Consider the following 12,007-nt stretch of genomic DNA (forward strand, 5'->3'; position numbering starts at 1 on the left):
AGAATCTGCCGTCAACACCTATTTATGCTTTTCTTGCAGAAGGTGCCTTTTTGGCTATTAAACGCGGAAGTCGACGGGCCACAGGCGGAATGCGCAACACTAATAGCAGCGCACCTATAGAAGCATAGATAGCCCATTCCTTAAGATCGGCACGAACGATCCACAACATATGCAGCAATCCAAGCCCGAGAATGACATACGCCAACCGATGCAGCTTCTTCCAACGAACACCCAGCCGTCGCTGACTGTAACGATTAGAAGTCACCGCCAATGCCAATAAACAGAGAAACCCCAACGTCCCTACAATGATGTACGGCCGCTTGCGCAACTCGACACCCAGCTGCGACCAATCAAATCCAAGAATGAACGCCGTGTAGCCGCTCAGATGCAGAACCACATAAGCGAAACACCACAACCCCAGCTGCCGGCGCACAGCAATCCACCCCGCCCAACCGGTGAGCTTCTGCAGAGGCGTCATGCTTAACGTTATTAGCAGCAGGATAAGCGTCCCCAGCCCCAGACGATCAACCAGCACCTTGCCCGGATCAGGACCTAAAACATCCTGCCAGGCCTGATACAACCAAAACAGCGGCCAGACCGCAGCCGCTATAAAGACGCCAATTCGCCAAAACGGATAACGCATCAGTAGTTCTTCCGCAGATCGAGCCCTGTATAGAGAGAAGCGACTTCATCCGAGTAGCCGTTGAACATTTGCGTGTCCCGAACATTGGGCTTGAACAGGCCGCTCGGCAAACGACGCTCCCGCGCCTGAGTCCAGCGCGGGTGATCGACTGTCGGGTTCACGTTGGCGTAGAAGCCGTATTCATCCGCGGCAATGCTCTGCCAGGTGGTTTTCGGTTGATCGCTGACCAGACTGATCCGCACGATGGACTTGACGCTCTTGAAGCCATACTTCCAGGGCACCACCAAACGCAATGGCGCCCCGTTCTGATTCGGCAGTTCACGCCCATACATGCCCACCGCAAGAATGGCCAACGGATTCATCGCCTCATCCAGGCGCAAACCCTCTACATAGGGCCACTCGATCAAGGCAAAACCAGAGCGCTGCCCAGGCATGCTTTTGGGATCTTGCAGCGTTTCAAAGCGGATGAACTTGGCCTTCGACGTCGGCTCGACCTGCTTCAGCAACGCCGAGAGAGGAAAACCAATCCAGGGAATGACCATCGACCAGGCCTCAACACAGCGAAGACGATAGATCCGCTCCTCCAGTTGATAAGGCTTCATGAAATCTTCCAGCGCATACCGCCCCGGCTTACCCACCTCTCCGTCCACCACCACGGTCCAAGGCTCAGTCTTCAGCGAACCGGCATTGGCGGCAGGGTCGCCTTTATCAGTACCGAACTCGTAGAAGTTGTTGTAGTGGGTCGCATCCTTGAATGGCGTGATCGCCTCATCCTTGACGTTGACTGCCCCCCATTTAGTAGAAGGAAGCTTTTCGGCAAACCAGAAAGGCGCCTTGCCAGGCTCGACATCTGCGTAACGAGCGGCTTCGTCAGCACTGGCCCAGCGCGGCAGACTGCTCACCGCCAGACCGGCAACGGCTGCACCCAGCAGATTACGTCGAGAAAGGTAAAAGGATTCAGGCGTGACGTCCGACTCGTGGCAGTCAGACGCGTTGGAGACTTTGATCAGCATGGCAACTCCGCAGCATTGGAGGACAGATGCACCAATAGACTGCGGAGTATGAGGGAAATTACATCACTCGGCGTTTTTGTGCCGACGAAGATGCAACAGGTATTGCACCGGACCAGACGCCGCGTAAGCGAGGAAAACCAGCAGCAGAATGCGCGGCGGATCACTGAAGACCACAGCAAACACCAGCACTACCGCGAGGATCGCGACAAAAGGTACGCGCCCCTTCAAGTCCAGCTCCTTGAAGCTGTTGTACTTGATGTTGCTGACCATCAGCATGCCGGCGGCGGCCACCATCAGCGCAACCAGGAACGACATCTTGGACCCCTGAATGCCGTAGTCGCTGAACGCCCAGACAATCCCCGCGACAACTCCCGCAGCAGCCGGACTGGCCAGACCGATGAAGTAGCGTTTATCCGCAGTGCCGACTTGCGTATTGAAGCGCGCCAGGCGCAACGCTGCACCCGCGACATAGATGAAGGCAACCATCCAGCCGACCTTGCCCATGTCGCCCAAGGCCCAGCCAAACGCCAGCAATGCCGGCGCCACACCAAAGGCGACCATGTCCGACAGCGAATCGTACTCGGCGCCGAAGGCACTCTGGGTATTGGTCATGCGGGCAACGCGACCATCAAGGCCGTCGAGCACCATGGCGACGAAAATCGCAATCGCGGCAAACGCGAAATACTTGCTCGCGCCAATTGAATCACCGGCACTCAACGCACTCTGGGCGCTCATCGAGCTGATGATGGAATAAAACCCTGCGAACAGGTTCGCGGTGGTGAACAGATTCGGCAGAAGATAGATACCACGATGCCGGACTTTACGACCTTCAGCGTCATGCCCTTCTTCGATGTGTTCATCGATGGGCAGCAGGCTTTCGGCGTCAGAAGCCTTGTTTGGCTCTTCGGGACGTTCGCTCATGGACATTACCTTGCAACGGGGTGGAAAGTTTCGACAGGTGTCTGGGACGACGGTTCGGCCGCAAACGATGCTGCTTTATACCAGAACCGGTCACCCAAACGAAAAAACGCGGCCTAAGCCGCGTTTTTCGTACAAGTGCGCGACTTAGTTTTTAGCTTTGTCGACGATCTTGTTGGCACCGATCCACGGCATCATGGAGCGCAGTTGCTCGCCGATGATTTCGATACCGTGAGCGGCGTTGTTACGACGCTTGGCGGTCATCGAAGGATAGCCGGTCGCGCCTTCGCTGATGAACATCTTGGCGTATTCGCCGTCCTGAATACGTTTCAGGGCGTTGCGCATGGCCTGACGGGATTCGGCGTTGATCACTTCCGGACCGGTCACGTACTCGCCGTACTCAGCGTTGTTGGAGATCGAGTAGTTCATGTTGGCGATGCCGCCTTCGTACATGAGGTCAACGATCAGCTTCAGTTCGTGCAGGCATTCGAAGTAGGCCATTTCCGGCGCGTAGCCAGCTTCTACCAGGGTTTCGAAACCGGCTTTGACCAGCTCAACGGTACCGCCGCACAGAACGGCTTGCTCGCCGAACAGGTCGGTTTCGGTCTCGTCCTTGAAGGTGGTTTCGATGATGCCGGTACGACCGCCACCGACGCCTGCGGCGTAGGACAGTGCAACGTTTTTGGCGTTGCCCGAAGCATCCTGATAGATAGCGATCAGGTCAGGGATACCGCCGCCCTTGACGAACTCGGAACGCACGGTGTGGCCCGGTGCCTTCGGCGCGATCATGATCACGTCGAGGTCAGCGCGCGGAACAACCTGGTTGTAGTGGATTGCGAAGCCGTGGGAGAAGGCCAGGGTGGCGCCTTTCTTGATGTTCGGCTCGATTTCGTTCTTGTACAGAGCAGACTGGAACTCGTCCGGGGTCAGGATCATGACCAGGTCGGCAGCCGCAACAGCAGAAGCAACGTCGGTCACTTTCAGGCCGTGAGCTTCGGCTTTGGCAACAGTGGCCGAACCTTTGCGCAGACCAACAGTTACGTCAACGCCGGAGTCTTTCAGGTTGCACGCTTGAGCGTGGCCCTGGGAACCGTAACCGATGATGGCAACTTTCTTGCCCTGGATGATCGACAGGTCGCAGTCTTTTTCGTAATAAACTTTCATGAAATTCCCCTATATATCCAGGCCGTTCAGGCCGTTCGCTAATTTGGTTTAGATGCTGAGTACTTTGTCGCCACGAGCGATACCGGTTACGCCGCTACGGACGGTTTCCAGGATCGAGACGGTGCCAATGGACTGAATGAAGCTGTCGAGCTTATCGCTGGTACCGGTCAGTTGAACGGTATAAACGCTGGCGCTGACATCGACGATCTGCCCACGGTAAATATCGGTGGTGCGCTTGATCTCGGCGCGCTGGGCGCCGGTGGCCTTGACCTTGACCAGCATCAGTTCACGCTCGATGTGAGCACTTTCCGACAGGTCGACCAGTTTGACCACTTCGATCAGCTTGTTCAGGTTCTTGGTGATCTGCTCGATGATTTCATCGTGGCCGACAGTGGTCAGCGTCAGACGCGACAAGGTCGGGTCTTCGGTAGGGGCCACGGTCAGGCTTTCGATGTTGTAGTTGCGCTGCGAGAACAGGCCGACTACACGAGACAGAGCGCCGGGTTCGTTTTCCAGAAGCAGGGAAATAATATGTCGCATGATTAAGTACGCTCCGTCTTGCTCAGCCACATATCGCGCATGGAGCCGTCTTTGATCTGCATCGGGTAGACGTGTTCAGCGGCGTCGACCTTGATGTCGATGAACACCAGACGATCCTTCATCGCGAAGGCTTGCTCCATCATCGGCTTCAAATCCTTCAAGTCAGTGATGCGCATGCCGACGTGACCGTAGGCTTCGGCCAACTTGACGAAGTCCGGCAACGATTCCATGTAGGAGTGCGAGTGACGCGCACCGTAGCTCATGTCCTGCCACTGACGGACCATGCCGAGCACGCCGTTGTTGAGCAGGATGATCTTCACCGGCAGGTCATGTTGCAGGCAAGTGGACAGCTCCTGGATGTTCATCTGGATGCTGCCTTCACCGGTCACGCAAGCCACGTCCGCTTCCGGGAAGCTCAGTTTCACGCCCATTGCTGCCGGGAAACCGAAGCCCATCGTGCCCAGGCCGCCGGAGTTGATCCAGCGATTAGGCTTGTTGAAGCGGTAGTACTGAGCCGCGAACATCTGGTGCTGACCCACGTCGGACGCAATGTAGGCATCGCCCTTGGTCACTTCGTGCAGGGTTTCGATAACGGTTTGCGGCTTGATGATGCTGCCGTCCCCTTTGTTGTAAGGGAACATGTCGCGATCACCGCGCCACTCTTCAACCTGTTTCCACCAGGCAGCCACCGAGTCCTTGTTCGGGGTCTCGCCGATTTCCTTGAAGGTAGCGACCATTTCGGTCAGTACGCTTTCCACCGGGCCTACGATAGGAACGTCGGCCTTGATGGTTTTGGAGATCGAAGCCGGGTCGATGTCGATGTGGATGATCTTGGCGCTTGGGCAGAACTTCGATGCACCGTTGATAACACGGTCATCGAAACGCGCGCCCACGGCCATGATCACGTCCGCATGGTGCATCGCCAGGTTGGCGGTGTAGCTGCCATGCATACCGAGCATGCCGAGGAACTGACGGTCGCTGCCCGGATAGGCGCCGAGGCCCATCAAGGTATTGGTGACCGGCACGTTCAGCAGTTGCGCCAATTCGGTCAACGGCGCGGAGCCGTTGCCCAGAATGACGCCGCCGCCGGCATAGATGATCGGCCGCTTGGCCGCCAACAGCATTTCCACCGCTTTGCGGATCTGGCCCGAGTGACCACGAACCGCCGGGCTGTAGGAACGCAGCTTGGCTTTTTTCGGGAAGATGTATTCGAACTTCTCGGCCGGGTTGGTCATGTCTTTCGGGATGTCGACTACGACAGGACCAGGACGACCGGACTGCGCGAGATAGAACGCCTTTTTCATGATCTCCGGGATTTCCGAAGCATGCTTGATCATGAAACTGTGTTTCACGATCGGCCGGGAGATACCGATCATGTCGGTTTCCTGGAAGGCATCGGTCCCGACCATGGTGCTAGGCACCTGGGCGGTCAGGATCACCATCGGGATCGAGTCCATGTACGCGGTAGCAATGCCGGTAATGACGTTGGTCGCACCGGGACCGGAGGTCACCAGTACGACGCCGGCCTTGCCGGTGGCGCGCGCATAGCCGTCAGCCATGTGAGTGGCAGCCTGCTCATGACGAACGAGAATATGTTGAACGGCTGGTTCTTTGAACAGCGCGTCGTAGATATGCAATGCGGCACCACCCGGGTACCCATAGATATATTTAACGCCTTCGTCACGCAAAAAGCGGACGAGCATCTCACCGCCAGATAAAAGCTCCACGTTGCTCACCTCTAAAACGCCAGAATACCGCCCACATAAAAGGGGACGGGTCTTAATAGGTTTACTTCTCAGCAGAGCATGAGCGACGGTGGTCGCCGACTACGTCAGCACTGACTGAGCAAGTATTGGGATCGTCCCAAGTGTTGCGGGCCTTTCCCACCCAGCGCGAGGTAACGCGTTGCGGGTGTAACAGGTCGGCGCGGATGTGCGCCTCATGATCTGCTGAGTGGGCCTGCTTCTGGCAGTCCCTCTACAGCGGACTTTGGATTCTTCTGTTTCGTCCTCTGCAAGTCAAGCCGTCTATGTGCTTTATTGAAGTAAGCACATGAGAAAGCAAGAAAAAACCGCTAAACCGCAACTGTGTTAGCTTCAATTGCGCAACTCTGGCAAGGAAATGGCATGCGAACGTTCTTCATGGTCACTTTGCTGATCAGCCCATTGTGTATGGCCGGTCAGATCTATAAATGGGTCGACGCCCAAGGCGTGACCCACTTCGACGCGCAACCGCCGCAAGGCCAGGAGGCCACCACCGTGGTGACGCCCTCCCCGCCTGCCGGCAAACCCGCAGCACCAACGCGCAGCACGGCGATTGGCGATCAACAGGCCATCGACAACACTGTGAAAAAGCAGGTCGCCGAGCAGCAAGCCCAGCTAAAGGTGTTCTGCGAACAGGCGCGAACGAACCTGGCCCAACTGCAGAACAATCCGCGATTGCGGGAGGAGATCGATGGGGAGTTGCGCCGCCTGACCGACCAGCAACGTCAGGAGCGCACAACCGAAGCACAGAAACAGATTGGGGATAACTGCCAGTAGGCACTGGCAGTATCCGGTTCAGCGAGAGGCGGTGATCAGCAGGTCGAACTCTTTGAGCAAGACCTGCAAATAGCGATCCTTGCCCTGGACATTGCGGGCAGCGAAGACCATTTCGGCCATCTCCTGAATCCCTGATGCGTTGGGCAGCGGCAGATCCTGTTCGAGGATGATCTTCATCCGCGGCAGGAAGATCCATTGCAGCCACTGTTCGAAATCCAGCGTATCCACCGAAAACGGTTCGACGCTGGATAACGCTTCAGCGGAGGGCGAAACGTCATCCCACCAACCCTGAACCCGTAGCTCACGCTCGATCAACAACAGCTGCTCGGCAATCTTGGGGAAGCGTGCGTCCATCACGACACAACCTTGGCCTTCTGACGGGCCAGCGCAGCACCTGAGGAATCACCCTGTTTCTCACGCGCCTGGGCGATCAATTCCCACAGGCTGGCCTGAAGCGCCGGACGACCATTGGCGAACGTCAAGCCACGACGGGCGAACTGCTCGGCCTGAGGAGCATCGCCTTGGGCCATGCGCACCTGAGCCAGTCGATAAAGCACTTGCGGCTCACGCGGTGCAACACGCTGGGCGCGCTCGAGACTGGAGGACGCACCGTTGAGGTCACCGCCGGCCTGTTGCTGCTGAGCCGTGGTCAACAACGCCAGTACTGGGCCATCCAGCTGTTCATCGGCAGACAAGCCGCCGGAGCTCGCCGAAGGAATCCCGCTCGGCGTCGACGGCATGCTGTAGCTGCCCTGATTGATCGGTGCCGACTGTACCGGCGAGGTGTCGATCGGCCCCGGGGTAATCGGGCCAGGTGTAATCGGACCGGTGCTGATCGGTGCCGAGGCCACTGCGCCGCCACCTGGGACCATCACGACAACACCGGTGTCACCTTGTGGAATCGCCTGAGTCTGGGCTTGCACCGGGCGTTTTGACGTCGTCTGACGGAAACCGCCATTTGCCGACACTCGCTCACTGTTGGAGACCGCGCTGCCGGAATCCACAACCGGGATCGAACCGCGCTGTACGGAGGAGCAACCGCTGAGCAAAGCCACGGCGGTAACCGCTGGAATCAACCACTTGTTCACTTGAAACCCTCTTTGCTTAATTCATCCAGCCCTTGACCCAATCCATCACCGTTTCACCGGATGCTGGGCTTTCGCCACCGCACGCAGCGCCGGGAGGCGGTTCGCTGCCGCGAATATACGGCATCTGCACGGCACCTGGGCAGCTGCCTTCGGAACCTTGCCCGGTCCGCGAATCGACCCAGGCCTGAACAATGTTATCCGGCTGCGGCATATCCAGCGGCAGCGGATCGGCCTTGCGCATGAAACTGGTCCAGACCTGCAACGCACCGGTAGCACCGGTGAACGGCGTCTTGCCATTGTCATCGCGGCCCAGCCACACCACCGCCAGCAAGTCCTGGCTGAAACCGGCGAACCAGCTGTCTCGCGAGTCGTTACTGGTACCGGTCTTACCCGCCAGGGTCAGGGTTTTCGGCAGCACGTTATAAACCGAACTGCCGGTACCTTCACGCATGACCCGCTGCATGGCGCTCTGGATCAGGTAAATGGAGGCCGGGTCGAAACGCTGCTCAATCTGGAACGGATAACGCTTGAGCGGCTCGCCTTCGGCGGTCAGTACGCTACGAATCCCGCGCATCGGCGTATTAAAACCGCCGTTGGCCAGCGTCTGGTACATGGTCGCCACTTCGATCGGCGTCAGGCCACCGGCCCCCAGCAGCATCGAAGGGAACGCCGGGAACTCGCGACTGACACCCAGGCGCGCCAGTGTCTTCAGGACATTCGGCACACCGACCGCCAACCCGAGACGCGCCGTCGACAGGTTGTAGGAATGGGCCAGGCCCTGATAAAGGAAAACAGTACCGTGGGAACGGCGATCGTAGTTCTGGGGTTTCCAGACCTGACCGTCCGCGCCTTTTACCGAGAAGGATTCGTCCGACAGCCAACTGGTCAACGTGTACTGGCTCGGTTTCTCCAAGGCTGTCAGATAAACCGCAGGCTTGATCAACGAGCCGATCGGGCGCACAGCATCCAGCGCCCGGTTGAAGCCAGCAAAACTCGCCTGACGACTGCCGATCATGGCCTGGACTTCACCGGTTTCCGGGTTGGTCACGACCATCGCCGCTTCGACCTCATCTGAACCCTTGCGCCCGGACAGACGCTTGAAGGTGTCGTTGACCGACGCCTCGGCTTTCATCTGCAGGATCGGGTCGAAACTGGTGAAGATCCGCAGGCCTTCTTCGGTCAAGTCTTCGTCGCGGTAGTCTTCGCGCAACTGGCGCTTAACCAGATCGAGGAAGCCCGGGAAAGAACTGTCCGCCAGCTTGCCGCGCGTCGTCACGCCCAGCGGCATTTTCTTCGCGGCTTCGACCTGCTCGGCGGTGGCGACGCCTTGCTGCTCAAGGACATCGAGCACCAGGTTGCGCCGCTCCAGCGCTCGCTCGGGGTTGCGACGCGGGTTGTAATAGGACGGCCCCTTGACCATCCCCACCAGCATGGCGACTTGATGCAGTTTCAGCTCGGACAATGGCTGCCCGAAGAAGAACTGGCTGGCCAGGCCGAAACCGTGCACCGCGCGCTGGCCATCCTGACCGACGAACACCTCATTGAGGTACGCCTCAAGAATTTCCCGTTTGTCGTAATGCAACTCAAGCAGCAACGCCATCATGGCTTCGGTGAGTTTGCGGGTCAGGCTGCGTTCGCTGGTCAAGTAGAAGTTCTTTACCAACTGCTGGGTCAGCGTACTGCCGCCCTGGGTCATCTTGCCGCCGGAGGTGTTGACCCACACGGCGCGGGCAATCGACTTGGGCGACACGCCCCAGTGGCTATAGAAATCCCGGTCTTCGACCGCCACCAAGGTTTCCAGCAGGTACGGCGGGACCTGATCGATTTTGATCAGAATGCGATCTTCGAGGTTTTTCGGGTAGATCCCGCCGATCAGCAGCGGCTCCAGACGCACGACAGAAAGCTTCGAACCGTTGGTCGCCGAAAGGTCGGCCACGTAGTCGCCGGAGAAACGCACGCGCACTGGCTGAGCCTTTTCCAGGCCTTCATAGAACTGGAAGCCACGGGTATTCAAGTCGACGGTATTGCCGTTGACCGCCGCAGCGCCGGGGCCGTTGCTCACGGCTTCGCGGCGATAGCCCAAGGCGTCGAGCTCGGTGAGGAAGTCTTCCTTACTCAGCTTCTGACCGGTGAAGAGCTCGAGCGGGCGCGCATACACCTTGGCCGGGATGGTCCAGCGCTTGCCGGAGAACTTCTCCTGGACCACGGCGTCGAGGTAAACCGCGAACCCGGCGAGCACCACGAGGCCGACCAGACTGAGTTTAAGGGCCCAGCCCAGCCAGGGGCTCAAGCCCCTGGAAGGTGGTTTTTTGGGGGTACGGGGGGATCGAGTACGAGTCATGGCGGCGGATTATACGCACTTTATTCATACTCAACAGGCGCCCTCCGAGGTTTGCGTCAGGCGGACTTGCAGCCATAATGGCGGCCGTGAATTTTCCCCAGACTCTGAAGGATCGCCTGTGAGCCAGTCCCTGATCGCCGCCCTGCAAAACCCGGCCCTCTACCCGCATCCTGTCGACGGGTTCCAGGTCATCGAGACCCATATTTCTTGGGTCATTCTCACCGGCCCCTTTGCTTATAAAGTGAAGAAGCCAGTGAATTTCGGCTTCCTCGACTTCACCAGCCTCGACGCTCGCGAGCATTTCTGTGGCGAAGAGCTGCGCCTTAACCAGCGCCTGACCAACGATTTGTATTTGGAAGTGTTGCCGATCACCGGCAGCGAAGCTGCGCCACAACTGGGCGGCGAAGGTCCGGTTGTCGATTTCGCGCTGAAAATGCGTCAATTCCCACAAAGCCAGTTGCTCAGCACCCTGCAAGCCAATGGCGAGTTGACCACCGCGCACATCGATGAGATGGCCGCACAGATCGCCCAATTCCATCTCACCGCACCGAAAGTGCCTGGCGAACACGAAGCCGGCACCCCGGACAGCGTGATGGCACCGGTACGCCAGAACTTCGAACAGATCCGCCCGTTCCTGAGCGACAAGGCCGATCTGCTGCAACTTGATGCGTTGCAAGCCTGGGCCGAAAGCAGCTTCGAACGCCTGAAGCCACTGTTCGCTCAGCGCAAGGCTGAAGGCTTCATCCGCGAATGCCACGGCGATATCCACTTGGGCAACGCCACCGTTATCGACGGCAAGGTCGTGATCTTCGACTGCATCGAGTTCAACGAACCGTTCCGCTTCACCGACGTTTATGCCGACACCGGTTTCCTGGCCATGGACCTGGAAGATCGCGGCCTGAAAAGCCTGGCGCGCCGTTTCATCAGCCAGTACCTGGAACTGACCGGTGACTATCAGGGCCTTGAACTGCTGAACTTCTATAAAGCCTACCGCGCACTGGTTCGCGCCAAGGTCAGCCTGTTCAGCATGCCGGCCGAGGCCGACCCGGTGCAACGCGCCACCACCCTGCGCCAATACCGCAACTACGCCAACCTGGCGGAAAGCTACAGCACCATTCCTTCGCGCTTCATGGCGATTACCCACGGCGTATCCGCTGTCGGCAAGAGCCACGTGGCCATGCGTCTGGTGGAAGCGTTGGGCGCCATTCGCCTGCGTTCCGATGTTGAACGCAAACGCCTATTCGGCGAGCAAACGGTACCGAATGACCCGCAGGCCGGCATTTATAGTGCCGATGCGAGCGCCGCCACCTACAGCCGACTGCATGAGATTGCCGCAGTCATCCTGCGCGCCGGATTCCCGGTGGTCATCGATGCGACATACCTCAAGCGCGACCAGCGCGACGGCGCGGCGAAAATCGCCGAGGCCACCGGTGCACCGTTCCTGATCCTCGATTGCAATGCACCACAGGCAGTCATCGAGAGCTGGCTGGCCTTGCGTCAGGCAGACCAGAAGGATCCGTCCGATGCCAACCTCGCCGTTATCGCCGCCCAGCAGGCCAGCCGCGAAGCGCTGACACCTGCCGAGATTCTTTGCAGCAAACGCGTCCAGACCAACGAAAGCGGGACGCTCGACACCGTTGTTGCGCAGATTCGCCAGCGCATGCCAGGCCTGTAAAAACTATTTCAGCCGTGAAGCCATCGCCGGCTTCACGGCTGCCAAATAGTGGCACTATACTGGCGTCATAAAACCATCAGGTGAT

General features: G+C 58.4%; 11 protein-coding genes. 2 read left to right on the top strand and 9 right to left on the bottom strand.

All coding sequences use genetic code 11. The annotated features are described in order from the left end of the window. Positions 1-22: 22 nt before the first annotated feature. From msrQ to ACA075_RS25825, 6 genes are all read right to left on the bottom strand, one after another. Complete coding sequence (gene msrQ / locus ACA075_RS25800; RefSeq protein WP_497296132.1) at positions 23-643, bottom strand: protein-methionine-sulfoxide reductase heme-binding subunit MsrQ; 621 nt, start codon at positions 641-643, stop codon at positions 23-25. After that, positions 643-1,656 carry a protein-methionine-sulfoxide reductase catalytic subunit MsrP gene (gene msrP / locus ACA075_RS25805; protein ID WP_497296133.1) on the bottom strand — a complete coding sequence of 338 codons (1,014 nt, stop codon included), beginning with the start codon at positions 1,654-1,656 and terminating at the stop codon, positions 643-645. Before msrP ends, msrQ begins: the two co-directional genes overlap by 1 nt. 63 nt (positions 1,657-1,719) lie before the next feature. After that, entirely contained in the window at positions 1,720-2,577 is an 858-nt protein-coding gene (pssA, locus tag ACA075_RS25810; RefSeq protein ID WP_010467638.1) for a CDP-diacylglycerol--serine O-phosphatidyltransferase, read from the bottom strand. Between the two features lie 144 nt (positions 2,578-2,721). Then, positions 2,722-3,738 (bottom strand): ketol-acid reductoisomerase, encoded by a 1,017-nt coding sequence (gene ilvC / locus ACA075_RS25815; protein WP_007948647.1) that lies wholly within the window; start codon positions 3,736-3,738, stop codon positions 2,722-2,724. Positions 3,739-3,786: 48 nt separating this feature from the next. Next, complete coding sequence (ilvN, locus tag ACA075_RS25820) at positions 3,787-4,278, bottom strand: acetolactate synthase small subunit (protein ID WP_497296134.1); 492 nt, start codon at positions 4,276-4,278, stop codon at positions 3,787-3,789. Positions 4,279-4,280: 2 nt separating this feature from the next. Beyond that, positions 4,281-6,005, bottom strand: coding sequence for an acetolactate synthase 3 large subunit (locus ACA075_RS25825; protein WP_010467631.1), 1,725 nt, complete (start codon positions 6,003-6,005; stop codon positions 4,281-4,283). Positions 6,006-6,404: 399 nt separating this feature from the next. On the opposite strand from ACA075_RS25825, the gene ACA075_RS25830 reads away from it, so the two are divergent. Then, positions 6,405-6,818: a DUF4124 domain-containing protein gene (locus tag ACA075_RS25830; RefSeq protein WP_497296135.1), complete on the top strand. Its 414-nt coding sequence runs from the start codon at positions 6,405-6,407 to the stop codon at positions 6,816-6,818. 18 nt (positions 6,819-6,836) lie between these two features. Here the strand turns inward: ACA075_RS25830 and ACA075_RS25835 are convergent, their stop codons facing one another. From ACA075_RS25835 to mrcB, 3 genes are read right to left on the bottom strand one after another with little or no spacing between them, the layout of a single operon-like run. Then, on the bottom strand, positions 6,837-7,172 hold the full coding sequence (locus ACA075_RS25835) for a YqcC family protein (protein ID WP_497296136.1): 336 nt from the start codon (positions 7,170-7,172) through the stop codon (positions 6,837-6,839). Continuing rightward, a complete protein-coding gene (locus ACA075_RS25840; RefSeq protein WP_497296137.1) occupies positions 7,172-7,906 on the bottom strand; it encodes a tetratricopeptide repeat protein in 735 nt (244 codons plus the stop codon). Before ACA075_RS25840 ends, ACA075_RS25835 begins: the two co-directional genes overlap by 1 nt. 16 nt (positions 7,907-7,922) lie before the next feature. Continuing rightward, positions 7,923-10,247 carry a penicillin-binding protein 1B gene (gene mrcB / locus ACA075_RS25845; RefSeq protein ID WP_497296138.1) on the bottom strand — a complete coding sequence of 775 codons (2,325 nt, stop codon included), beginning with the start codon at positions 10,245-10,247 and terminating at the stop codon, positions 7,923-7,925. Between the two features lie 118 nt (positions 10,248-10,365). On the opposite strand from mrcB, the gene ACA075_RS25850 reads away from it, so the two are divergent. Next, the gene (locus ACA075_RS25850; protein WP_219096116.1) at positions 10,366-11,922 is read left to right on the top strand and encodes a bifunctional aminoglycoside phosphotransferase/ATP-binding protein; all 1,557 of its coding nucleotides are present in this window, start codon (positions 10,366-10,368) and stop codon (positions 11,920-11,922) included. Positions 11,923-12,007: the final 85 nt, after the last annotated feature.

Source organism: Pseudomonas sp. LBUM1663 (genome assembly GCF_059695905.1).

Excerpts from the sequence above, each read along its gene's own strand:
- msrQ (WP_497296132.1), bottom strand. The coding sequence starts at position 643 with ATGCGTTATCCGTTTTGGCGAATTGGCGTCTTTATAGCGGCTGCGGTC.
- msrP (WP_497296133.1), bottom strand. The coding sequence starts at position 1,656 with ATGCTGATCAAAGTCTCCAACGCGTCTGACTGCCACGAGTCGGACGTC.
- pssA (WP_010467638.1), bottom strand. The coding sequence starts at position 2,577 with ATGAGCGAACGTCCCGAAGAGCCAAACAAGGCTTCTGACGCCGAAAGC.
- ilvC (WP_007948647.1), bottom strand. The coding sequence starts at position 3,738 with ATGAAAGTTTATTACGAAAAAGACTGCGACCTGTCGATCATCCAGGGC.
- ilvN (WP_497296134.1), bottom strand. The coding sequence starts at position 4,278 with ATGCGACATATTATTTCCCTGCTTCTGGAAAACGAACCCGGCGCTCTG.
- ACA075_RS25830 (WP_497296135.1), top strand. The coding sequence starts at position 6,405 with ATGCGAACGTTCTTCATGGTCACTTTGCTGATCAGCCCATTGTGTATG.
- ACA075_RS25835 (WP_497296136.1), bottom strand. The coding sequence starts at position 7,172 with ATGGACGCACGCTTCCCCAAGATTGCCGAGCAGCTGTTGTTGATCGAG.
- mrcB (WP_497296138.1), bottom strand. The coding sequence starts at position 10,247 with ATGACTCGTACTCGATCCCCCCGTACCCCCAAAAAACCACCTTCCAGG.